General features: G+C 66.1%; 26 protein-coding genes. 13 read left to right on the top strand and 13 right to left on the bottom strand.

Translation table 11 applies throughout. The features are described from left to right. Positions 1-12: 12 nt before the first annotated feature. The 4 genes from VSR71_RS06020 to VSR71_RS06005 all read right to left on the bottom strand — a co-directional run bounded on the left by VSR71_RS06020 (position 13) and on the right by VSR71_RS06005 (position 3,349). On the bottom strand, positions 13-1,134 hold the full coding sequence (locus VSR71_RS06020) for an efflux RND transporter periplasmic adaptor subunit (RefSeq protein ID WP_342912997.1): 1,122 nt from the start codon (positions 1,132-1,134) through the stop codon (positions 13-15). 8 nt (positions 1,135-1,142) lie between these two features. Beyond that, the gene (locus tag VSR71_RS06015) at positions 1,143-1,697 is read right to left on the bottom strand and encodes a hypothetical protein (protein ID WP_342912996.1); all 555 of its coding nucleotides are present in this window, start codon (positions 1,695-1,697) and stop codon (positions 1,143-1,145) included. Next, the gene (locus VSR71_RS06010; RefSeq protein ID WP_342912995.1) at positions 1,694-2,812 is read right to left on the bottom strand and encodes a TolC family protein; all 1,119 of its coding nucleotides are present in this window, start codon (positions 2,810-2,812) and stop codon (positions 1,694-1,696) included. Before VSR71_RS06010 ends, VSR71_RS06015 begins: the two co-directional genes overlap by 4 nt. A 183-nt stretch (positions 2,813-2,995) precedes the next feature. Further along, on the bottom strand, positions 2,996-3,349 hold the full coding sequence (locus VSR71_RS06005; protein ID WP_342912994.1) for a hypothetical protein: 354 nt from the start codon (positions 3,347-3,349) through the stop codon (positions 2,996-2,998). A 202-nt stretch (positions 3,350-3,551) separates the two neighbouring features. On the opposite strand from VSR71_RS06005, the gene VSR71_RS06000 reads away from it, so the two are divergent. The 3 genes from VSR71_RS06000 to VSR71_RS05990 all read left to right on the top strand — a co-directional run bounded on the left by VSR71_RS06000 (position 3,552) and on the right by VSR71_RS05990 (position 4,789). Next, positions 3,552-3,914 (top strand): EF-hand domain-containing protein, encoded by a 363-nt coding sequence (locus VSR71_RS06000; RefSeq protein WP_342912993.1) that lies wholly within the window; start codon positions 3,552-3,554, stop codon positions 3,912-3,914. 254 nt (positions 3,915-4,168) lie between these two features. Then, positions 4,169-4,549, top strand: a complete 381-nt coding sequence (locus tag VSR71_RS05995; protein ID WP_342912992.1) for a hypothetical protein — start codon at positions 4,169-4,171, stop codon at positions 4,547-4,549. Positions 4,550-4,558: 9 nt separating this feature from the next. Then, complete coding sequence (locus VSR71_RS05990; protein WP_342912991.1) at positions 4,559-4,789, top strand: YMGG-like glycine zipper-containing protein; 231 nt, start codon at positions 4,559-4,561, stop codon at positions 4,787-4,789. Between the two features lie 135 nt (positions 4,790-4,924). On the opposite strand, the gene VSR71_RS05985 is transcribed toward VSR71_RS05990, so the two are convergent. Then, the gene (locus tag VSR71_RS05985; RefSeq protein ID WP_342912990.1) at positions 4,925-5,143 is read right to left on the bottom strand and encodes a GDCCVxC domain-containing (seleno)protein; all 219 of its coding nucleotides are present in this window, start codon (positions 5,141-5,143) and stop codon (positions 4,925-4,927) included. Positions 5,144-5,358: 215 nt separating this feature from the next. On the opposite strand from VSR71_RS05985, the gene VSR71_RS05980 reads away from it, so the two are divergent. After that, positions 5,359-5,532, top strand: a complete 174-nt coding sequence (locus tag VSR71_RS05980) for a hypothetical protein (protein WP_342912989.1) — start codon at positions 5,359-5,361, stop codon at positions 5,530-5,532. Positions 5,533-5,554: 22 nt separating this feature from the next. Here VSR71_RS05980 and VSR71_RS05975 read toward each other — a convergent pair whose 3' ends face one another. Continuing rightward, positions 5,555-6,553, bottom strand: a complete 999-nt coding sequence (locus VSR71_RS05975; RefSeq protein ID WP_342912988.1) for an AraC family transcriptional regulator — start codon at positions 6,551-6,553, stop codon at positions 5,555-5,557. A gap of 270 nt (positions 6,554-6,823) precedes the next feature. Here VSR71_RS05975 and VSR71_RS05970 point away from each other — a divergent pair, with 270 nt between their 5' ends. From VSR71_RS05970 to VSR71_RS05955, 4 genes are all read left to right on the top strand, one after another. Beyond that, a complete protein-coding gene (locus tag VSR71_RS05970; protein ID WP_342912987.1) occupies positions 6,824-7,879 on the top strand; it encodes a 3-keto-5-aminohexanoate cleavage protein in 1,056 nt (351 codons plus the stop codon). 85 nt (positions 7,880-7,964) lie between these two features. Next, positions 7,965-8,168 carry a DUF1289 domain-containing protein gene (locus tag VSR71_RS05965; RefSeq protein ID WP_342912986.1) on the top strand — a complete coding sequence of 68 codons (204 nt, stop codon included), beginning with the start codon at positions 7,965-7,967 and terminating at the stop codon, positions 8,166-8,168. Positions 8,169-8,227: 59 nt separating this feature from the next. Next, positions 8,228-8,926 carry a DsbA family oxidoreductase gene (locus tag VSR71_RS05960; protein WP_342912985.1) on the top strand — a complete coding sequence of 233 codons (699 nt, stop codon included), beginning with the start codon at positions 8,228-8,230 and terminating at the stop codon, positions 8,924-8,926. 133 nt (positions 8,927-9,059) lie between these two features. Further along, entirely contained in the window at positions 9,060-10,037 is a 978-nt protein-coding gene (locus tag VSR71_RS05955) for a tripartite tricarboxylate transporter substrate binding protein (protein ID WP_342912984.1), read from the top strand. Between the two features lie 171 nt (positions 10,038-10,208). On the opposite strand, the gene VSR71_RS05950 is transcribed toward VSR71_RS05955, so the two are convergent. Together VSR71_RS05950 and VSR71_RS05945 are read right to left on the bottom strand one after the other, a co-directional pair. After that, positions 10,209-11,120 carry an NAD(P)-dependent oxidoreductase gene (locus VSR71_RS05950; protein WP_342912983.1) on the bottom strand — a complete coding sequence of 304 codons (912 nt, stop codon included), beginning with the start codon at positions 11,118-11,120 and terminating at the stop codon, positions 10,209-10,211. A gap of 188 nt (positions 11,121-11,308) precedes the next feature. Beyond that, a complete protein-coding gene (locus tag VSR71_RS05945; RefSeq protein WP_342912982.1) occupies positions 11,309-12,724 on the bottom strand; it encodes a PLP-dependent aminotransferase family protein in 1,416 nt (471 codons plus the stop codon). A gap of 101 nt (positions 12,725-12,825) precedes the next feature. On the opposite strand from VSR71_RS05945, the gene VSR71_RS05940 reads away from it, so the two are divergent. Beyond that, complete coding sequence (locus VSR71_RS05940; RefSeq protein WP_342912981.1) at positions 12,826-13,242, top strand: cupin domain-containing protein; 417 nt, start codon at positions 12,826-12,828, stop codon at positions 13,240-13,242. Positions 13,243-13,251: 9 nt separating this feature from the next. Then, positions 13,252-13,707, top strand: a complete 456-nt coding sequence (locus VSR71_RS05935) for a carboxymuconolactone decarboxylase family protein (protein WP_342912980.1) — start codon at positions 13,252-13,254, stop codon at positions 13,705-13,707. 84 nt (positions 13,708-13,791) lie between these two features. On the opposite strand, the gene VSR71_RS05930 is transcribed toward VSR71_RS05935, so the two are convergent. Genes VSR71_RS05930 through VSR71_RS05920 form a run of 3 tightly spaced genes read right to left on the bottom strand, consistent with a single transcriptional unit; the run spans position 13,792 to position 17,303 of the window. After that, complete coding sequence (locus VSR71_RS05930) at positions 13,792-15,438, bottom strand: fatty acid--CoA ligase (protein WP_342913128.1); 1,647 nt, start codon at positions 15,436-15,438, stop codon at positions 13,792-13,794. Positions 15,439-15,461: 23 nt separating this feature from the next. Next, on the bottom strand, positions 15,462-16,310 hold the full coding sequence (locus VSR71_RS05925; protein ID WP_342912979.1) for a TauD/TfdA dioxygenase family protein: 849 nt from the start codon (positions 16,308-16,310) through the stop codon (positions 15,462-15,464). A gap of 12 nt (positions 16,311-16,322) precedes the next feature. Next, on the bottom strand, positions 16,323-17,303 hold the full coding sequence (locus tag VSR71_RS05920; protein WP_342912978.1) for a quinone oxidoreductase: 981 nt from the start codon (positions 17,301-17,303) through the stop codon (positions 16,323-16,325). A gap of 192 nt (positions 17,304-17,495) precedes the next feature. On the opposite strand from VSR71_RS05920, the gene VSR71_RS05915 reads away from it, so the two are divergent. Together VSR71_RS05915 and VSR71_RS05910 are read left to right on the top strand one after the other, a co-directional pair. Continuing rightward, a complete protein-coding gene (locus tag VSR71_RS05915) occupies positions 17,496-18,542 on the top strand; it encodes an AraC family transcriptional regulator (protein ID WP_342912977.1) in 1,047 nt (348 codons plus the stop codon). 54 nt (positions 18,543-18,596) lie between these two features. Continuing rightward, a complete protein-coding gene (locus VSR71_RS05910; RefSeq protein WP_342912976.1) occupies positions 18,597-19,604 on the top strand; it encodes an AraC family transcriptional regulator in 1,008 nt (335 codons plus the stop codon). Positions 19,605-19,627: 23 nt separating this feature from the next. On the opposite strand, the gene VSR71_RS05905 is transcribed toward VSR71_RS05910, so the two are convergent. Beyond that, entirely contained in the window at positions 19,628-20,110 is a 483-nt protein-coding gene (locus VSR71_RS05905) for a VOC family protein (protein WP_342912975.1), read from the bottom strand. 154 nt (positions 20,111-20,264) lie between these two features. Further along, positions 20,265-21,677 carry a multidrug transporter subunit MdtD gene (gene mdtD / locus VSR71_RS05900; protein ID WP_342912974.1) on the bottom strand — a complete coding sequence of 471 codons (1,413 nt, stop codon included), beginning with the start codon at positions 21,675-21,677 and terminating at the stop codon, positions 20,265-20,267. A gap of 127 nt (positions 21,678-21,804) precedes the next feature. Here mdtD and VSR71_RS05895 point away from each other — a divergent pair, with 127 nt between their 5' ends. After that, positions 21,805-22,662, top strand: coding sequence for a LysR family transcriptional regulator (locus VSR71_RS05895; protein ID WP_342913127.1), 858 nt, complete (start codon positions 21,805-21,807; stop codon positions 22,660-22,662). Positions 22,663-22,672 lie beyond the last annotated feature (10 nt).

Raw genomic sequence — 22,672 nt, 5'->3', positions numbered from 1 at the left:
GCGCGCCGCCCCCTAGCGAATCTGGTTGATCAGCGCGGCGCCGGAGACGACCACGCGGTTCTCGGGCGACAGGCCCTTGATGACGACCACGGTGCGCGCATCGAGCGTGCGGAACTCGACCGGCTGTGCGATGAAGCGCTGCGTGCCGGACTTGATCCACACCACCGGAAGGTTGCTGGCATTGCGCACCAGCGCTTCGCCGGGCAGCGCGATGCCCTTGACGCTGTCGCTCAGGCGGGCGACCACGGTCACAGGCTGGCCCACGGCCAGCGGCGCGGTATTGGCCGTCAGCCGGAACATCAGCGGCACGGCGCCGTTCTTCAGGCTGCGGCCCGCGCCGATGAAATCCAGCTTGCCGCCCCCGGACACACCTGTCCCGGCCAGCGTGCCATCCTGGATGCGCGTGGCCAGGGACGCATCCGCGGTATTGGCCTCAATCAGCATCCGGGCCGGATCCACCACCTCGTACAGGACATCGCCAGCGGCAACGACCTGCCCGGCCAGGACATTGGCCGTGGCGATGACGCCGGACGCCGGAGAACGCAACGCGTCGGTCTGGTGCAAGCTCTTGCCGACGGCGTCACGCTGACCCGTCAGGCTTTGCACCTCCGCACGGGCCGCTTCGATTTCCTTGCGGGGGATGCTGTCCTGCAGCGACTCCAGCCGCTCCAGCCGCTGCCGCGCCAGCTTGAGGCTGGCACTGAGGTTGGCAAGCTGGGCCTGCTGGTTGCCGATATCGAATGGCTCGTTCTTGTGCCGCAGCAGCGCCAGCACCTGCCCTTTGCCGACGCGCTGACCGAGCACGGGAAAGCCACCGTCGGGCGGCTCGATCCAGCCGGCATGCCCCGCCTGCAAGCGCCCGCCCGCATTCGGGTCGATGGAGACCACGGCGTTCAGCTCGACGGTCACCGGGTGTGCCGCTTCCTGCGGCATCAGTGTCCGGATGCCCATGCGGCGCTGGGCGAGCTTGGGCACCTGGACGCTGCCATCGGGCAGGCGGGCCAGGCCACTGCCCGTGGCCGCGGCCGGCGCATCGAGGTGCTCGCCACTCGGCCCATGTGCGCCCGGACCGGCCCATGCCTGAGCTGCCAGGCCCACGATCGAGATCGCCGCCACCTTCGTCATCTTGTTCATATCGGTTCTCATGCTTTCTTCCCGGCGTGGCGACGGCGCAGCAGCGCCGTGCCGGCAATGGCCAGCGCCACGGCTGCCGCACCCCAGAGCCACCACGACCGCGTCCAGCCGGAGTCACCGTGCGCATCCTGGTCCGAGGCAACGTTCAGCGTGCCCTCGATCAGGTCGGCGTCGTTTCCGGCGACCAGCGTGAAAACCAGCGCGTGATTGCCAGGCTGTCGCAGCGCCTTGAGCAGCTTCTCGTCGGTAAAGGCGTAGTCGCCGATATCGGCATGCAGCGTGCCTGCTGCCTTGAGGCCGCCGAACTCGACTTCCAGCGTCCCGTTCAGGACCGGCTCGTTGGTTTCGTAGCGGTCCACCAGGACTGACAGCTCGTCTGCCGAGAGCGTGCCGACCAGCTCGAAGGCCTCCGTGCTGGCTTCAACGACGGGCTGCGCCGCTGCCATGGCGGCGGACGTTGCCGGTGCATCGAGGTGCTCGCCGTTGGGGCCATGGGCGCCCGGTCCGGCCTGTGCCGCGCAAGCCAGCAGGAACAGAAGGACGAGACAGAAGGGACGGATCATGGGAGAACTCCGAATGCCTGGTTGAGGGCGGCAACGGCAAGTCCGCGCCGCGCACGCTGGCGAACAAGGTCGGCTTCGGCTTCGAGCGCCTGGTTTTGTGCCCGCAGCACTTCCGGCAAGCCGATCTCGCCGAGGTTGAAGGTCTTGCGCAACAAGGCCGCACGCTCCGACAGCGTGGCGCTGCGCTCTTCTGTCAGGGCGAGCTGCTGCTCGGCCAGCGCCAGTGCGGCCTTGGCGGTGTCGATATCGGAATGGAGGTTCCGTTCCGCCCGCTCCAGTTCGGCTCTTGCGGTCATCAGCTCGGTCTGCGCGGCGGTCTCGCGCGGCAGGTTGCGCGCGTCGGTCGCAAACGGAATCTTCACGAACAGGCCAATGGTCTGGTCGCTCGGCATGCCGCCGCCCGCACGGTCATTGCGGTACAGCACGCCGACCTCCGGAGCATCGCGGCGCGATTTGCGCAGGTATCCAAGCTGGCGCTCGTTTCGGTCCACTGTCCGCTGTGCGGCTGCGAGCCTGGGGTGGACAGCCGGGTCGACGACCACGGCGGGCGCTTCGTCGTACCGGGCCGGCAGCGCCGAAGTACCCGTCGACTGCAGCAGCCGCGCGCGTGCGTCGACCAGGCGCGCCTCACTTTCGGCAACCAGCCCCTGAGCGGCCAGGTAGTCCTGCTGCGCCAGCAACAGGTCAGTACGCGCCAGGTCACCCGCCGCGACACGTCGCCTGACGTCGTCGCGCAAAGAAGCGGCGACCTCGGCACGGCGTGCCAGGACGTCGCGCTCCCCATGCGCCGCGGCAAGGTGCCAGACTCGCTCGCGGACCTCCGCCGCGACGTTGAGCTGCGCCAGCGTGGCGCCGGCCTCGGCTTCGGCTATCTGGGCATCGGCAAGGTCGCCGCGCGCACCACGCTGGCCAGGCATCCAGATGGGAACACCAAGCTGAACCTCACTCTCGCGCAGCCCGCGCTTCTCGGTCCACCGGTCATCCCGGTGCAGCAGGCCCAGCGTGGGCGGGCCGGCGATCAGGGAATCCGCCTGGATGCGGCCGGCAGCGGCCTCCTGGCGCCGGCCCTCGGTGGTCCGGGAGGCCACGGATCGCTCCCAGGCGAGATGAAACAATGCGTGCAGGTCGGCCGGCGGTGTCTGACCATAGGCCACAGACGCAAGCAACGTGGACGCGACAAAGGCAATAAGTGATTTCTGCATGGAATCCCCAGCGCAACGCAATGACGAGCGAATGCGGCGGGGCGCGGCGCTACAGGCTGCGCCGCGATCAGAAATCCAATGGATAGCGCCCCGCCGTCAGGCGGGCGCGTGAGGAGGTCGTAAAGGCGGACTGCCGTCGGGATGCGGGATGGCGCCACCGAGAAACAGTGGCTCCGACTGCGTATGTGGCAGCAGTGGCGGCAACACCGGAACCGTCAGTGCCGCCTGGAAGTTCATGCCGTAGTCGAAGTCGAGCTGATGCGAAGCCGAGGCCGCGGAATCATCGAACTCGATATCGCCGTCGTCATCGTGGTGATGGGGAACATGTTCGGCGTGCTCAAGCATGTGCTCCAGCACCGAACCGGCCGGGTGCGCGAGCTGACGCTCCACTGCGGCAAAGGCCTGCAGCGGCATGAGCAGCATCAGGAGGATAGCAATCACGCGCGACATGGGGTGCAATTCTACATGAGCCGTGGGTCGTCGTTCGCAATGGGCGAGAAAGGGATTCACGTCCATACCCTGACGTCATCGTGGCTCAAATCCGTGCGCGGTCCCGGCGCCGAGCGCCTAGAATGCTGAGTGAGCCAAGGCTCACAGAAGGCGGCTGCATTGTCTTCCTGTCCAAAGAACATCACGACTTGAGGAGAGCGAGATGACCGTACGCAAATTGCCCGCAGTTTTCGCAGTGCTGATCGCATTCACTTCTCTGGGTGCGACTGCGCAATCAGCACCGGGAGCCCAACCGGGAGCAATGCCAGCAGGCGAGGTTCCGAAAGCCCCCCCGACGACGGCACAGGCCAAGGCCATGATCACCGAGCGATTCAAGGCGGCCGATGCCAATCATGACGGCAAGTTGACCCGTGACGAAGCGCAGGCGGGCATGCCGCAGGTCTACCAGAATTTCGACAAGATCGACGTCAAGAAGCAGGGCTCCGTCACGGAACGCCAGATCGGCGCGTATTGGATGAAGAAAACGAAGGATCAGATGCAGAAGGAAGATCCAATCTGGAACTGAGGACGCCGAAGCGCTCCAAACCCGCCAACGTACTCACGCGGACCAGCCCCGCGCCCTGCCGCCAGGCACGCCCCCCCCTGTTGCTGAGCATGCCAATGGCCGGGCGCGGCAGTCGCTTGACGGTCGGCCTGGAGGGATCCTGTGGCTCGCTGTGCTCCCGCAGCCTGCACGGTGGCCCTGCCGACACCGGATAGAGACTAATATGAAGAACGCACCCGCCCCGTGGGCAACAGTAACCACCGAGGGAGACCGCAATGGCGAGAAGACTGAGCCGGCTCGCAGTAACGACTGCGGCACTGATGGCATTGACATTGGCGCCTGGCTCCCGCGCCGATGAAGTCCCGCTGATCACCGGCAAGCAGTGGACGGATTCCTCCGAGCAGACAAAAAAAGCCTACCTCGTAGGCCTTGCCAACCTGGTCCAGGTTGATATTGCCTATCACGAAGGCAAGCCGCCGCCTGACTCGCAAAGCATCGTTCCGCGCTTTGCGAGAGGGCTCAAGGGCCATTCGCTCGACTCGGTGCGCCAGGGCGTGGATCGCTGGTACGCGGCACATCCTGACCAGTTGCAGCGGCCGGTCATTGAAACGATCTGGTTCGAAATGGTTGTTCCCGGTCTGCAGACCAAGAAGTAAGGTGACGCCATGAAACGACTCCAACTGATTGGCGTAGTGCTGGTCGTCGCCAGCGCTGCCGGATGCACGAATATGACACCGCAGCAGCAAGGCACGGTGACCGGCGCCGGCATCGGCGCCGCGGCGGGTGCTGGCATCGCGGCCATCGCGGGAGGCAGCGGCTGGACTGGCGCGGCGATTGGCGCCGTGGCCGGCGGCGTAGCGGGCAACATCAAGGGCAGCAAGCAGCAGCAGTGGTAAGCCGCCCTGGCGCCCATGGCGCAGGCATGCCCTTCCCCACGGGAACTTGTCGTCGCCTGGCCGTCCGCGCGCAGTGGATCGGGCCCGCATGGCCTGCACGGGCCCCTTGGCTCGTTCTGCGGGAGACGTTTCACATCAGACCTTGCGCTCACAGCAGTGTCCTTGCTGCACCGGCGGACATCCGACCGTCCCGAACGAGCAAAACACGCAACACTCGCCAGGAGCGGGCTTCAGCAGCGCCTTGCAGTTTGCGCACTCATAGAAGAACACGCAGGCATCCGTCGGCATCGTCTCCCGCTGTGCCCAACCGCAATGCGGACAAGTCAGAACGGATTCAAGTATGACGTCTCGCATCGCCCCTCCGTTGCAAGAAACGGCACACCGCCACGCGGTCCGCACGGGTCAATGGCCCGCGAGTTCATCTGTGAAGCCCAACTCTCTCATGGTATCGCGGGTAGCGATGAACGAACGCAACGGAGTCCGTTATGTCGCAGACATTGCGACCTTCTCCCGCTACGTTTCTTCAATGAAACTTAGAACAGTGCTGTACTGAACTGTGAGGGAAGGCCGTGTACGATCGTGACTTGCTCTTTGCCGCACTTGGGTTGGCTTTGTTCCTGGGCTACTTGTATTTCGGTGGTGTGCCGCTCTACGAGAAGGTGACGGCCGGCCTCAATGCCATCAGTGCCGTCATCCAGACCGCCAGTCAGGCAGGCGAGGACCGAGCCGGACGCGTGCGCTAGTCCCGGATGCTGGCGCAGGGTTCTACGGCGTGCGTCGGTAGGCGTTGGGCGTACTGCCGGTCCAGTGCCGGAAGGCCCGGTGGAAGGCCGTGGGATTGTCGAAGCCCACGTCGAAGGCAATGGCGGTGATCGCGTCATTGGAGCGCGTCAGGCGCTGGATGGCGATGTCGCGCCGCACGCTGTCCTTGATCGCCTGGAAGGTGGTGCCTTCCGCGGACAGCCGGCGGCATAGCGTGCGCACGGAGCAGTGCAGCGCCGCGGCCACGTCTTCGATGGTCGGCGCTACGGGCAGGCAGTCCGCCACGTACTGCCTGACGCGATGGCAGGTCATGGGTTCGGCGAACGTGACGAAGATCCAGTCCTCGGGCGCGCGGGCGAGGAATTTTTCCAGGTCGGCCTTGCGCTGCCGCACCGGCATGTCGAGGAATGCCGCGTCGAAGACTATGCCGCCGCGCTCGCAGCCGAAATGTACCGGGCCGGGAAACAGGTAGAGGTGGTCGCTTGCCTGCGCGGGCCGCCCTGACGGCAGTTGCACCGCCTGCAGCGGGATCTTGTGGCGGATCAGCCATGACGCCACGCCATGCACCAGCTTCAGCATCAGCTCGCGCGCCATCGGGTTCACGGCCGGCCCCGCCGCGGCCTCCACCAGTTCCACATGCGCGGCATTGCCTTCGCGCCGCGACTCCACGCGGAATTCGTCCAGCAGCAGGCGGAAGAATTGCCCGAAGCGATGCAGCGCCACTTCGAGCCGTGGCGCATCCAGTAAGCTCAGGCACAGGTACTTGAGCGTGCCGTTGCGCAGCGGACGGCTGAAGATGCCGGGCATCTCGTCGTCGAGCTCGTGCGCCAGCAGCCGGTACAAGGTCGAGAACTGCTCCTGCGTCACGCGCGCCGCGGGCTCGACCATCAGTTCCGCGGCAATGCCCGAGCGCTCCGCCAGCTGCGCGATCAACGCGGGATCGGCACCTGGCAGAAAGCCGTGGACGAAGGAAACCGGGACGGTAGGGGACAGGCAATTCACTTGAAAGCCGGCATCTGCTGCCGCGGGTGAGAACGAAAATACGGCGCGTCTGCGCCATCGCTCCGACACTGTGCAACGTTGCCCGGGCCACGCACATCGTGTTTTCCCTGACTGTCCCGAAATGTCAAACGATCGTCCCGGATCGTCAAATTGCTTCATGCCGTTGACCGATACTTCGGTTCATCCGAATGACGATGAAAACAGGCTGACGGACCGCGAACCAGCAAGTTCTGGCCGGACCGCTTGCCAATTACACCCAGGAGCAACAGCATGCAATTCCTCGACGATTCCCTGCACCCCGAGAACATGGACAAGGTCGTCATCACCGTGGCCCCCTATGGCCCGGAGTGGATGCCCGAGGATTTCCCTGAAGATATTCCGGTCACCATGGAAGAACAGGTGCAAAAAGCCGTGGACTGCTACAACGCCGGCGCCACCGTGCTGCACCTGCACGTGCGCGAACTGGACGGCAAGGGCTCCAAGCGCCTGTCGAAGTTCAACGAACTGATCGCCGGCGTGCGCGCAGCCGTGCCCGACATGATCATCCAGGTCGGCGGCTCGATCTCGTTCGCGCCGGAAAGCGATGGCGAAGCCGCCAAGTGGCTGTCGGACGACACCCGCCACATGCTGGCCGAACTGACGCCGAAGCCCGACCAGGTGACCGTGGCGATCAACACCACGCAGATGAACATCATGGAGCTGCTGTACCCCGAATACCTGAAGGGTACGTCGCTCGAGAACCCGGCCTACCAGGCAGCCTACAGCGAGATGACGGTGCCGGCCGGCCCGCAATGGGTGGCCGAGCACCTGCGCCGCCTGTCGGCCGCCGGCATCCAGCCGCACTTCCAGCTCACCGGCATTCACGCCCTGGAAACGCTGGAGCGTCTGGTCCGCAACGGTACCTACATGGGCCCGCTGAACCTGACCTGGATCGGCATCGGCGGCGGCTTCGACGGCCCCAACCCGTTCAACTTCTTCAACTTCATCCACCGCGCGCCGGATGGCTGCACGCTGACCGCGGAATCGCTGCTGAAGAACGTGCTGCCGTTCAACATGATGGCCATGTCCATGGGCCTGCACCCGCGCTGCGGCATCGAGGACACCATCATCGACCAGCACGGCAACCGCATGACGTCGGTGCAGCAGATCGAGCAATGCGTGCGCGTGGCCAAGGAACTGGGCCGCGAGATCGCCTCGGGCAAGGAAGCGCGCGAGATCTACCGCATTGGCACCTGGTACGACAGCGCCGAGGAAACCCTTGCGGCGCACGGCATGGCGCCCAACCGCAAGGCCGGGCAGAAGAACCTGCCGCAGCGCGCGGCCTGACGCGCATCGCCTGGCCGCGGGCGCCCCGCTCCGGCCGGGCGTTCGCCGCCTTGCGCCCCTGACAAACCACGACACCGCTGAAGTCATGAGCCCTGCCCCCGCCGTCGCCAATCCGTGCCTCAACATCTGCCGCCTGGACGTGGCCGGCAAGTATTGCCAGGGCTGCGGCAGGACTCCGCTGGAAATCGGCACCTGGGACCGCATGACCGAGGCCCGGCGCGCCGAGGTGCTGGCCGAGCTGCCAGCCCGCCAGCCCTGGCGCCGCGCGCAAGCCGCGTCCGCGCCCTGATTCCCCCTCGCCCGCCGCCAGGCACGCTTGCGTCCGGCGGGCGTCATCAAGCTGCTGCCATGAACTACCCCACGACGCTTACGGTCGATGCCTACTTCGACCTGATCTGCCCCTGGTGCATGATCGGCAAGAAGCACCTGGAAACCGCCATCGAATGGCTCGCCCGGGAGCACCCGAACGTTGCGGTCCGGGTCGCCTGGCACTCCTACCCGCTGATCCCGACCACGCCACCGGAGGGCAGGCCCTACCGCGAGTTCTACCTGGCACGGCTGGGAGGCCCCGAGGCGCTGGCAGCGCGCCAGGCGCAAGTCTGCGCCGCGGCGCGCGAAGCCGGCATCACGCTGGCGCTGGATCGCATCGAGACCTTTCCCAGCACGCTGCTGGCCCACCGGCTGGTCCGCCACGCCGTCAGGCAAGCCGGCCCCGATGCCGCTTCGCCGCTGCTGGACGAGCTGTTCAAGCGCTACTTCGTCGGCGCCGAGAACATTGGCGACCCGCAGGTCCTGCGGCGCGCGGCGGCAGCGTGCGGCATCGAATTGCCTGACGCAGGCGCCAACGACGGCCCGTCCGACCTGGACTGGCTGCCCCCGCTGCACGACCCGGAGCAGCGGCAGCTGCGCGCCGGCTTCGGCGTGCCGCATGTGGTTTTCAACGGCACGCACAGCGTGTCGGGCGCCCGGCCGCCCGCGGTGCTGGTCGAGGCCATGCAACGGGCCCTTGCGCGCGCAAAGCAGCGCGCCACGCTGGCTGCCGGCTGAATCTGCCCGCTGAACCTGCTCGCACCGGCACGAAGCGGCGCGCGCCCGATCTCTTCAACCTGATCCCATGACCATCCCGTCCAGAAGGCTGGCATGGGCCAGTTCCATCTCATATCTTTAAACGGAGACAACCATGCCAACCCGCCCCACCCTGTTCCGTCCCCGCCACGCGGCGGTTGCCGCCATGCTGGCACTGGCGATGCCGGCCGCGATGGCCTGGACCAGCAAGCCCGTGCGCATGCTGGTGCCGGCGCCTGCCGGCGGCACCATGGACGTGATCGCACGCCTGCTGGCCGACCAGCTTTCGGTCGACCTCGGCACGCCCGTGGTGGTCGACAACAAGCCGGGCGCCGGCGGCGGCATCGCGATCAGCGCGATGCTGGCCGCGCCGCCCGACGGCCAGACCATCATGGTGACCGCGACCAACGTGCTGACCGAAGTGCCGCACGTGCTGAAGACCCCCTACAACACCATGAAGGACATCCGGCCGCTGGCCGCGGTGGCGCGGTCGCGGCTGCTGCTGGTGGGCTCGCCCACGCTGCCGGCCAAGGACTTCACCGGCCTGGTGAACTACGCGCGTGCCAATCCCGGCAAGCTCAGCTTCGCGTCCTACAGCGCCGGCACGGCGTCGCACTACGCGGGCGTGATCGTGAACCAGAAGGCCGGCATGGACCTGCAGCACGTGCCGTTCGCCGGCTCGGCGCCGGCGCTGGCCCAGGTGATGGGCGGCCAGATCGCGGTGATGTACGACGGCATGGTGACATCGCTGCCGATGATCAAGGCTGGCAAGCTGCAGCCGTACGCCGTGGCGTCGAAGAACCGCTCGCCGCTGCTGCCGCAGGTGCCGACCTTCGCGGAACTGGGCTATCCGGATGTGGAATTCAGCAACTGGGTTGGCGTGATCGCATCCGCGCGCGTGCCGGTAGAGCTGGCGCAGAAGATCCAGACCGCGACCTACAAGGCCGCGGCGACGCCGAAGGTGCAGGAGCGGATGCAGGCGCTGAGCTATGAGCCGATGCCGGCGCAGTCGTTGCAGCAGCTCGGGCAGTCGCTGCACGAGGAGTTCGAGCGCAATGGCGCGATTGTGAAGGCGTTCAATATCCAGCCTTGATGGGATTTCCGGTCGGGACCATGCCGCCGGTTTTCTCCCCTCACGCCTCCTTCGGGAGGCGTTCTTCATTGTGTCTCGCAAGGCCTTCAAAGTGCGGCGCGGACCAGCCCCATTCTTTCGTGCCATTCTTGCACGCGACTCGTCCGCGGACATCCCGCAGGGAAGCCAGGCTCAGGCATCCTTCCAGAGCAATGGCCGCGGGACGAAACCGAGTTTCGCCTTCGCTGCGCTGTTCGAGGCCCCTGTCAGGCGGGTGTGATAGTAGACCGCTTCTTCCCCGGCAGCCTGCCGTGCTGCCTCGACGCTTACGCGAGACGGCTCCGGGGCATCGACCCAGCGCGCGAATGCTGGCATCCACCTGGCAACGGGAAGCGGGTCATCATCGACCACGTTGTACACGCCGGGTGCAGCCGTGAGCGCAGCAACCGTCGCCGCGACCGCATCATCGATATGGACGAACGACCAGACTGCATTGCCATCGCCGATGATCGACATTTCTCCTTTCCGTGCCTGCTCCGCAATGGCCCCGTCCGGTCTGTACCAGGTGCCGGGACCATAGAAGAAACCATAGCGCAGCACCACGCCTTCCAGCGAGGCCGAGTCCATGACCGCATTCTCATAGGCTCCGATGACCCGCGCGCTTTCCCCGATTTCGCCGGGAGCGTCGCAGCGAAGCCCGGCCATTTCGTCGGCAAGCTTTCCCGGTGGGGCAGTTAGGTAAAAGCCGCGCGACTGCACGATGTAGCGTTTCACGCCCAGCGCCTCGGCAGCGGCCAGCAAATTGCCACCTCCCTCCCGATGGAGGCGCGTATCGTCGGGCATTGACTTGATGATGTCCGCCGGATTCGCAGGAAGCCACGTGAGCTGGTCGATAACCACGTCGGGCGACGCGGTCCGGATGGCGTCCTGAACGGACTGTGGGTGAAACGCATCCGCGAAGGACACTCTGGCGCCGAGCTCGCGCAGCCTGTCGGCACCTGCGCCGGCGCGGGTCATCCCTGTCACTTCATGGTTCAGCGCGCGAAGTACGCGCACAAGCGGCAATCCGATAGCGCCCGTGGCGCCCGCGACAAAAATCTTCATGAGCTTTCTCCTTGATGCTGCGCAGCCAGGCAGTGCAGCGATGAGTCAACGACACAGCGGAGCCGAAGGCGACGCTCCGTTTGGGTTCGATGAGCCGCATTGTGTCTGTTCGCCGGACGCTGAAAAAGCACCAAAAACCGGGAGAAACTCTGTACCACCTATCCCACGACGCTACCCGCGACGCTGCGCTAGGAAAACTTGCGGATCAGCTGTTGCAAGCGATCGCAGGCAGCCGGTACCTGATGTTCGATCGCCGTCGCGACGCCAAGAAGCAGGCCAGACCGCTGCGTGGAGGCAGAGCAGTACCAGCCCGATAACGGCGCGGGCGCCAGCCCATAGGCATAGGCTTCCCGGGCGATACGCTTGTCGTCGGCGCCGTCCGGCAGCCTCGCCACTACGGCAAGGCCTGCCGGATAGGCGTGAAATCCCCTGGCACTGAGTGCCGCCAGGACCGCATCGCTGCGGGCTGCGTAAATGCGTTTCATGCGACGCAGGTGCCGCATATAGTGCCCATCCCGCATGAATTCGGCCGTCGCCATCTGCACCGCCGGCCCGGGCGCGGAAGCGAGGCAGGCGACGACTTCATCGAAGCGCGACACCAGGCCGGGCGGCGCGACGACGAAGCCCAGCCGCAGCGTCGGACTGAGCGTCTTGCTGAACGACCCGATGTGGATGACCCGTCCCGCTCGATCCTGCGATGCCAGTGCGGGAGCCGCCCGGCGCCTGAGCTGGAGTTCGCCAAGGTAGTCGTCCTCGATGATCCAGGCTCCCGCGCGGCTTGCCCATTCGAGGAGCTGCAGGCGACGACCGAGCGATAGTGTCGGGCCCAGTGGCGCCTGTTGCCCTGCGGTGACCAGGGCCACCGCGGCATCCGGTGCATGCGCTTCGCCATAGCTGACGTCGATGCCATCTTCGTCGACCGGGACGGGAACCGTCGTGAGCTGGGAAAGTGCCATGGCCCTGCGACTGGGCATAAATCCCGGGTTCTCGACCCAGGCTTTTCGGCCTTCCGCCTGGATCACCCGCAGCGCGACACCGAGCGCCCCCGAAAAGCCGGCGGTAATGAAGACCTGCGAGAGCTGACATTCAATCCCTCGCGACAAGGCCAGGTGCGCCGCGATTTCGCGCCGCAGTTCATGCTCGCCGCGCGGATCCGGGTAGGCCGCCGGCGCCTCCACCTCATCACGTGCCGCACGCGATCGCAGTCGCGCGAACAAGGTGGCCGGGAAGCAGTCCGATGCCGGCACGCCCATCTGAAAGACTGCGGGGCCGGGCAGGAAGTGCTGGTACAGCTCTGAGCGCAGATCCGTCTCGACCGAGCGCGCCTGTACCGCGACGGGCCTTGCGACCGCGGTACGGTCGGAAACCCTGGTTCCGCCGGCACGCGACGAAACGACCAGTTGCGCATCGGTCAGCCGCTCGTACGCTGTCTTGACGGTGCCTCGCGCCACGCCAAGCTGGGCAGCAAGGTCTATCCACGACGGCAACCGGGCGCCGGCAACGAGTACGCCACTTTCGATAGCGCCGGTGATGCCAAGCCGTATCTGTTCTGCCAGTGAAGTCTTGGACGCACGGTCCAGCTTCAGACCCAGGATCTTCGTCATCGCCTCTGGTGCATTGCCTCTGGTGCATTCAGAAATTGCGTTTTTGGTTCTTTTTTGTGAACCACGTGGAGCGCATGATTCTAGCCTCCAAGGAGCCAAACATGAAACTGCAACGCATTCTTCTCTCCCTGCTGACAGCTTCCGGGATGGCCTTCACCGGGGTCGCTGCGGCCCACGGTGCCGGCGACACGGTCAAGCCGAATTTCTCAAGGGAAATTCCCAATATCCCGGGCAAGTCGCTCATTGCCGTGGAGGTTCTCTATCCGCCTGGCGGTGCCTCGCTGCCGCATACCCATGCCAGGTCGTCGTTCATCTATGCATACGTTGTCTCGGGCAGTATCGCGAGCAAGGTCAATGACGAGCCGGAACGTGTGTACAAGGCGGGGGAAAGCTTTTTTGAAGCGCCCGGCTCCCGCCACCCGGTGAGCCGCAATGCGAGCAAGACAAAGCCGGCAAAGCTGCTGGCCGTGTTCGTAGTCGACTCGGCCGACAAGGAACTGACGATCAACGACAAATAGGAGTTTGAAATGAGACTGGATTACACCAAGGCATCGCCGGGCGGTGTCAAGGCATTTGGCGCCGTGTACGGCTATGTCATGCAATCGGGCCTTGAAGACGTCCTCGTAGAACTGGTCTATCTGCGCGTGAGCCAGATCAATGGGTGCGCGTATTGCCTCGACATGCATACGCGTGACCTCGTCAAGAAGGGCATCACGCCTGCAAAGCTCGCGCTCGTGCAAGCCTGGCATGAAGCGGGGCCGTTGTTCAGCGAGCGCGAGAAGGCCGCACTCGCATGGGCTGAGTCGGTCACCCTGGTGGCGGATACACATGTGCCCGAGGAGGACTTCAAAGCCGCGGCCGCGGTATTCAGCGAGAAGGAACTTGCCGACCTCACCATGGCGATCAGCCTGATGAACGCCTACAACCGGCTTGCCATCAGCTTTCGCCGCGCACCGGATTCGGCGTTGGCTTCGAAAGACTGAGGCCTGTCGTCCTTCTGGCATTGAACCAAAAAAATAGCGCCAGTCCCCGCCTAAGGACTGGCGCCAAGCTCCTTACCTTCCCTCTCAGGCTACGTTTTCGCGCAGCTGCTTCTTGTTGATCTTGCCAACGCTCGTCTTCGGGATCGCCTCGACGAACGTGATGCGGTCAGCTTCGGGCACCGCGTACTTGCTGATGCGCTGCGAGTCGACGTGCCCCAGCAGATGCCCGCGGACCTGCTCCGCACCCACTTCCACGCCCGGCTTGCGCACCACGAACGCCATCGGCCGTTCACCCCACCGCGCATCGGGCACGCCGATCACCGCGCACTCCAGCACGCCGGGCACTTCGGTGATCAGGTTCTCCACCTCGATCGACGACACCCACTCGCCGCCGGTCTTGATCACGTCCTTGATGCGGTCGACGATCTGCACGAAGCCGTCCTGGCCCATCACCGCGACGTCCTGCGTGTGCAGGTAGCCGCCGGCCCACAGCTCTTCAGATGCCGCCGGCTTGCCGAAGTACGCCTTGGTCAGGAACGGCGCGCGCAGCACGATCTCGCCGCGGCTCTTGCCGTCGCGCGGCAGGTCCTGCATGTCTTCGCTGACGATGCGGTAGTCCACCAGCGTCACCGGACGGCCGGTGGAGCAGCGCATGCGGACTTCCTCGGCACGGTCCTTCGGCACGCAACCGGGAGGCAGCTGCGCCAGCGACACGATCGGGCCGGTCTCCGACATGCCGTAGCCGGCGAAGATGTCGATGCCGCGCGCCAGGGCCGCCTCGCACAGCGCGGGCGGCAGCGCCGAGCCACCGATGATGATCTTCCACCCGGACAGGTCAGGCTTGCCGTCGGCGGAGGCCTGCAGCAGCATCTGCAGGATGGTCGGCACGCAGTGCGAGAACGTGACCTTCTCGGTTTCGCGCAGCTTCAGCAGCTGATCGGGCACGTAGCGGCCCGGCAGCACCGTGCGCAGCCCCAGCATCACGGCGACGTACGGAATGCCCCACGCCAGCACATGGAACATTGGCGTGATCGGCATGTAGACATCTTCGCGATGCATGCGCTGCCCTTCGCGCGGCGAGCACAGGCTCGTCGCCGACGCCAGCGTGTGCAGCACGATCTCGCGGTGGCTGTAGCAGACGCCCTTCGGATCGCCGGTGGTGCCGGTCGTGTAGAAGGTCGCCGCCTTGGTGTTCTCGTCGAAGTCCGCAAACTCGAAGTCCGCCGGCGCCTGCGCCAGCAGCGCCTCGTACTCGCCGGCAAACGGCACGCTGGTCTTGGGCACGTCCTGGCCATCGGCCAGCAGCACGAAGCGCGGGTTGCCGGTGAGCTGCGGCCGGATCTGCTCGATCACCGGCAGGAAGTCCGGGTGCACCAGCACGATCGCGGCGCCCGCATCGTTGAGCGTGTACAGGATCTGCTGGGGCGACAGCCGCACATTGACGGTGAACAGCGTGGCTCCCATCATCGGCACGCCGAAATAGCATTCCAGGTAGCGGTGGCTGTCCCAGTCCATCACGGCCACGGTGCTGCCGTGGCGGACGTCCAGCGCGGCCAGCGCGGAGGCCAGCTTGCCGATACGGTGGCGGAAATCGCGGAAGGTGTAGCGCATCTCGCCGCGATAGCTGATCTCCTGGTCGCCGTAAAGGCTCAGGGCATTGGTCAGCAGCTGCTTGACCAGCAGCGGATAGGCGTAGGCCGACTTGGCCGGTGTGATCAGGTTGTCTTGCATGTTCATTTGCTCGAATCCAGCGCTCAGTACGGCCTGCTGCCGATGATGCCGGCCCGCTCCATCTTGCGGTGGCACGGCGGATAATCCATCACCGCGTAGTGCTGCGTCGCGGTGTTGTCCCAGATCGCCACGCTGTCGGGCGCCCAGCGCCAGCGCACCTGGTACTCGGGGACATAGGCCTGGCTCACCAGGTAGCGCAGCAGGTCGGCGGCGCCCGGATTGGCGTCCTGCCCGAAGCGCACGCGCGCGGCGGTGTGGTAGTTGGTGAAGTGCGTGGTGAAGGCGTTGACGTAGAGCACCTTCTCGCCGGTGTCCGGGTGCGTGCGCACGACCGGATGCTCGGCATCGGGATACTGCGCCTTCAGCGCCAGGCGCTTCTCGATCGGCATCGCGGCGCCGAAGCTGGCTTCGATGCTGTGGCGCGCGCGCAGGTCGGCGATCTGCGCCTTGATGTGGTCGGGCAGCCGTTCGTAGGCCAGCGCCATGTTCGCCCACATGGTGTCGCCGCCCACCGGCGGGCATTCCACGCAGCGCAGCACCGCGCCGAACTGGGGCGCCTCGCGCCACGTGGTGTCGGAATGCCAGGCGTTCTCGTAGCGGTCGTTCGGCTGGTCGGGGGTCTTGTAGATGCGCACCAGGCCCGGGTGTTCCGGATCGCTGCCGGCCACCGGGTGGTCTTCCAGTTCGCCGAAGCGGCTGGCGAAGGCGACATGCTCGGCACGGCTGAACTTCTGGTCGCGCAGGAACAGCACGCGGTGCTGCAGCAGCAGCGCGCGGATCTCGGCGAACAGGCCGTCGTCGCGCACGGCATCGGCCAGGTTGACGCCGCTCAGTTCGGCGCCCAGCGCGCAAGTGAGTTGTTGGACTCGCATGGCATCGGCTCCTCAGATGACAAAGATCGACGAACCGGTGGTCTTGCGCGACTCCAGGTCGTGGTGCGCCTGCACCGCGTCTTCCAGCGCGTAGCGCTGGTTGATCTCGATCCGGATGCGGCCGGAGCCGACATGATCGAACAGTTCCCCGGCCAGCTGCGCCTTCTCGGCCGGATCGAAGATGTAGTCGGCCAGCGCCGGGCGGGTGAGGAACAGCGAGCCCTTCATGGCCAGCAGCACCGGGTCGAACGGCGGGATCGGGCCGGAGGCGGTGCCGACGCAGACCATGGTGCCGCGGCGCCGCAGCGAATCCAGCGATGCCGCGAAGGTGCTCTTGCCGACGCTGTCGAACACCACCGCCACGCCGACGCCGTCGGTCAGTTCACGCACGCGCTTGGCGACATCTTCATGGCTGTAGTTGATGATGTGGTCGCAGCCGTGGGCGCGCGCCACTTCGGCCTTGGCCTCGCTCGACACCGTGCCGATCACGGTGAGGCCCAGCAGCTTGGCCCATTGCGAGACGATCAGTCCGACGCCGCCGGCCGCTGCATGCAGCAGGATGGCGTCGCCGGCCTTGAACGCATGGATGCGGCGCATCAGGTAGGCCGAGGTCAGGCCGCGCATGGTCATGGCCGCCGCGGTCTCGAAGCCGATGGTGTCCGGCAGGCGGATAAGCGGCGCCGCCGGCACCAGGCGCTCGGTGCTGTAGGCGCCCAGCGTGTTGATGAAGCCCGTATACGTGACGCGATCCCCCACGGCAACGTTGGTCACGCCCGGGCCGATGGCCTGCACCACGCCCGCGGCCTCGACGCCCATGCCGGACGGCAGCGGTACCGGGTAGGTGCCATTGCGGAAGTAGGTGTCGGCATAGTTCAGGCCCACCGCCACGTGGCGGATACGCACCTGCCCTGCGCCGGGCTCTCCCACCGGGGCGTCTTCGTAACGCAATACTTCGGGGCCGCCAGTCTCATACATGCGGACGATCTTTGCCATGCACTTGTCTCCTTGAATCACTGCGGCACAGGTGTGTGCCGCGCATGCATGCAATGTAGGCCGCCGCGGCCCGCGCGGCTTTGCAATAGGCTCCAGCGGCTTTGCATTTCATGCCAAGCCCGCCTATCATGCCGCTGCAAAGACAATGCGGCGGCCTTACCGAAGGCCAGCCGCCATAAGCGGGAGACAACCTTGGACACCCTGGTACGTGCGGCTGCACTGACCAATTTCTTTGAAGTGGCCGGCGCGCTCGGCCTCAATACGCAGCCCTTGCTGCGCACCGCCAGGCTCAGCCGGACGCTGCTGGCGGAGCCGGACCAGCGCATCCCGGTAGGCGCCTGCGCCACGCTGCTGGAAGCCGCCGCCAAGGCCGCGGACTGCCCGACCTTCGGCCTGCGCATGGCGGAATCCCGGCAGCTGTCGGACTTTGGCGTGATGAGCCTGCTGATCAGCCAGCAGCCCACGCTGCGCGCCGCGCTCGCCACGATCATCCGCTACCGGCACCTGGTCAACGAATCGGTGTCGATCCTGCTGGAAGAGGCCGGCGGCGCGGTCATCATCCGCCAGGAAATCGTGCTCGACCAGCCTTCTCGCCAGGGCACCGAACTGGCGCTGGGCGTGGTGTTCCGCCTGTGCCGGGCCTTGCTCGGCTCGCACTGGCGCCCGCTCAGCATCAACTTCACGCACCCGGCGCCAGACGACCTGCGGGTCCACCGGCGCATCTTCGGCTGCCCGCTCGAGTTCGACAGCGAATTCAACGGCATCGTGTGCCGGGCAGCCGACCTCGACGCGCCCAACCCGACCGGCGATCCGGCGATGGCGCGCTATGCCCAGCGCTTTGTCGACACGCTGCCGCGCTTCAACGCGCCCAGCATCGGCCGGGACGTTCGCAACGCCGTCTACCTGATGCTGCCGATGGGCCGCGCCACCTCCGAAGGCGTGGCCCAGGGACTGGGACTAAGCCTGCGCACCATGCAGCGCCAGCTCGACGAAGCCGGCGAAACCTTCACCGACATCCTCAATGAGGTGCGGCGCGAACTGGCGCTGCGCTATGTGGAGAACCCGCAATACGCGATGTTGCGGGTGGCGGAGCTGCTGGGCTACAGCTCGGCCAGCACGTTCACGCGCTGGTTCTCGGTCCAGTTCGGTGAACCGCCGCTGACGTGGCGCCGGCGCCACGCAAGCGGCAACACAGACGGCAACGCAAGCGCCGCGGGCGCTGCATCCATGCAACGATGAGCGCGAGCCCTTCGGACGCCCTCGGCTTGCATTTCGCGACACTTGGATAACGCGATGTCTTACTACCTTCGCAGCGCCAGCCTCACCAACTATGTCGAAGTGGCTCGTGCCGTTGGCCTGGACCCACACCAGCAAATGCGCGCGGCCAAGATCAGCCGCGACGTGCTGCTCGATCCCGATATCCGCATTCCCGCCGCGCTGGTCGGACGCCTGCTGGATTCCTCCGCACGCGCCGCGCAGGTCGACGACTTCGGCCTGCGCATGGCGGAGCTGCGCCAGTTCTCGAACCTCGGGCCGCTGGCCTTCGTGGTGCGCGAGCAGCCCACGCTGCGCCGCGCGCTGGAGTCCATGGTGCGATACATGGGCCTGCAGAACGAATCGCTGGCCATGCGCCTGGAGGAAGCCGAAGGACTGGTCATCATCCGGCTCCATGTCCTGAGCGAGGAGTCCGGCGTGCTGCGCCAGGCCACCGACCTCGCCGTGGGCGTGATGTTCCGCATGCTGAGCCTGTTCCTGGGCACCTCGTGGCGCCCGCGCAGCATCTGCTTCACGCACCCCGCACCCGCGAGCGTGGCGACCTGTACGCGCGTGTTCGGCATCGACCCGCTGTTCAACCAGGACTTCGACGGCATCGTCTGCGTCGCCGCTGACCTGGAGGCCCCGCTGCCCTCCTATGACCCGGTGATGGCAAGCCAGGTCAAGCGCTACCTCGGCAGCCTGCTGGCCCAGGCCAATGCCACCGCGCCGGACAAGGTGCGCAAGCTGGTCTACGTGCTGCTGCCCACCGGCATGTGCTCGGTGGACCGGGTGGCGCAGCACCTGGGCGTGGACCGGCGCACCATCCACCGCCGCCTGGCGCGCGATCAGACCAGCTATTCCGAGATCCTGAACCAGGTGCGCGCGGGGCTGGTGGTCGGCTATATCGAGAACCCCGACAGGCCGTTGTCAGAGGTGGCGACGCTGCTGGGATTTACTTCACTGAGCACGTTTTCGCGCTGGTTCAGCGGCGAGTTTGGCTGCAGCGTGTCGAAGTGGCGCTCGCTGCAGGCCCAGCGTGCATAGGCGCGGGAACGCCGGCAACCGGATCATGCGCCACGCCGGGCCGCCTCGATCTTGGCGATATCGATTTTCCGCATCGTCATCATCGCGTCGAAGGCACGCTTGGCTGCCGCGCGATCAGGATCGGTGTACGCCGCGGTTAGCGCGCGCGGGGTGATCTGCCACGACACTCCCCACCGGTCCTTGCACCAGCCGCACTCGCTTTCCTGGCCGCCGTTGCCGACGATCGCATCCCACAAGCGGTCGGTCTCGGCCTGGTCATCCGTCGCGATCTGAAATGAGAAGGCCTCGCTGTGCTTGAAATGGGGGCCGCCGTTCAGGCCAATGCAGGGAATGCCGGCGACGGTGAACTCGACTGTCAGGACATCGCCCTGCTTGCCGTCGGGATAATCGCCGGGGGCGCGATGCACGGCCGTGACAGCGCTGTCGGGGAAGGTCTCGGCATAGAAGTTCGCAGCGTCAAGGGCGTCGCGGTCGTACCACAAACAGATCGTATTCTTGCTCGGCATGTTGTGTCTCCTAAAAAGGTGAGCACGGGGCATCCGTGGTCATCGAACACTAAAGAACGCCGGCCGGAAACGGTGTCCCGGTCGTCGGCTCAGGCGTCGATATTAGACCTTTCCCGCCGCATCCCCAATATGCCGTGAACGCCATAAACACACACTAGCGTGCCTGCACCGCCTCGCGCTTTACGCTTTCCGGATTGATCTGCCTGGCATCAAGGCGACGGAAAACCAGTCCCGACAGCACGGTAACCAGGCCCATGCTGAAGAAGGCGAGCTGGTAAGCCGGCGCCGCCACCCCCAGTTTGGCCGAGAACAGGCTGACGAGCCCGCCGCCGACCGTCACGCCAAGTCCGATCGCCAGCATCTGCACCATCGAGAACAGGCTGTTGCCGCTGCCGGCGTCCTCGCGCGACAGGCCCTTCAGCGTGACGCTGTTCATCGCGGCGAACTGCATCGAATTGGCGCACCCGAAGACCGACAGTTGCAGGATCGACAGCGCCAGCGGCCAGCCCGGCGACATGGCCGCGAACGATGCAATGGACGCGCCGACGATCCACGTGTTGACCAGCAGGAACATGTCGTACCCGAAGCGGTTCACCAGCGGCACGATCCAGCGCTTGGAAAGCGTACCGGCGATGGCGATCGGCAGCAGCATCAGGCCAGAATGAAACGGCGAATAGCCGAGCTGCAGCTGGAACAGCAGCGGCAGCAGGAACGGTACCGCGCCCGAGCCGATCCGGCATACCAGGTTGCCGGCCAGGCCGACGCTGAAGTTCGGTTCGCGGAACAGCGCCAGCCGGAACAGCGGCGTGGCGTGCCGCCTGGCATGCGGGATATAGAGCAGTCCGCTGCCGATGCTGACAGCGGCCAGCAACGCGCTCCACGGGCCATGCCCGCCGTGCTCGAGCGCCAGCGAAAACGTGACCATGCACAGCGACAGCAGGCCGCAACCGATCCAGTCGAACGGCGGCGCCGTGCCTGCCTCTCCCCGCGGCAGATAGCGGCGCACCGCGAACAGGCCCACCATCCCCACCGGCACGTTGATCAGGAAGATCCAGTGCCACGAGGCGCTCTGCACCAGCCATCCGCCCAAAACCGGCCCGAAGATCGGCCCGACCTGGCCGGCGATCGAGACGAAGGCCAGCGCCGCGATGTACTGCTCGCCCGGGACATTGCGCAACACGGCCAGCCGGCCGATCGGCAGCAGCATCGATCCGCCGATACCCTGCAGCACGCGCGCCACCACCAGTTGCGGCAGCGTCCACGCGGCGGCACAGAACACCGAGCCAAGCACGAAGATGAGGATGGCGCTGAAATAGACGCGCCGCGTGCCGAATCTGTCCGCCAGCCAGCCCGAGGCCGGCGTCAGCATCGCCATGGTCAGCGTATAGGCCACCACCACCGGTTTCAGGTCGAGCGGGCTTTCGCCGAGACTGCGCGCCATCGACGGCAGCGCGGTATTGACGATCGTCGTGTCCAGCGTCTGCATGAAGAAACCGGCAAAGACGATCCATAGCATGGCCTGGCGGGAAAAATCCTGGCCGGCGGCGGGGGCTGAAGCGGTATGCATGAGGGTCTTCGGTGAGGCGTGGCCGGAGAACTCCGGACAGCTGCCTGCATGCTACGCATGGGCCGCCCCATCGGGAACCCCTCTGGTCTTGTTGACTGTCATCGGAAAGTCCGATGACAATGCCGCGATGCTCAATCCCGTATGGATCCAGACCTTCGCCACGGCTGCCGCGGCGCGCAGCTTCACTGAAGCGGGGCGCCAGCTCGGCCTGTCGCAATCATCGGTCAGCGACCACATCCGCCGGCTGGAACAGAGCGTGAACCGGCGGCTGTTCGTGCGCGACACGCACTCCCTGTCACTGACGCCCGATGGCGAGGCGCTGCTGGTCCATGCGCGGCTGATCCTCGAATCGCTGGCGCGCGCCGAATCGCAGTTCAGCGGTCCGCGGCTGCAGGGCCGGGTCCGGCTGGGTACCTCCGAAGACCTCGCGCAGGGGCCGCTCCCCAACCTGCTGGCGGCGTTCCGCGCCACGCATCCGGATGTCGAGCTCGAGATCACGATCGCAATGACCAGCAAGCTGTACGAGGGCATCGAGGCCGGCACGCTGGACCTGATCGTCGGCAAGCGCCGCGAAGGCGAGCGCCGCGGCGTGCCGCTGTTCCTGGGCCAGCTTGAATGGCTGGCGCGGCCCGGCACCGTGGTCGACGTGGGCCAGCCGCTGCCGCTGATCCTCGTCAACGAGCCCAGCGTGACCCGCTCGGTGGTGCTGGACACGCTGGCCAAGGCCGGCTGGCGCTGGCGGGTGGCCTGCACCAGCAGCAGTCATTCGGGCTGCATTGCGGCGGCGCGCGGGGGACTCGGGATAACGGTACGGGCGCAGAACCTGACCGGCGGCGGGCTGGTGCCCCCGGTCAACGTCGATGCCCTGCCGCCGCTGCCCGGCATCGAATTCATCACGCTGGCGGCGCGGCGCCTGACGCGCCCTGCCGAGACGCTGCAGCAGCTGATCCGCAAGAGCGACCTGCGCGCGGGGCGGGTGGACTGAACGCGATGGC

This window comes from Cupriavidus oxalaticus, assembly GCF_038900635.1.
Lineage (GTDB): Bacteria > Pseudomonadota > Gammaproteobacteria > Burkholderiales > Burkholderiaceae > Cupriavidus > Cupriavidus oxalaticus_B.
The sequence above is the reverse complement of the archived record's forward strand: the minus strand, read 5'-3'. Positions and strand labels throughout refer to the sequence as shown.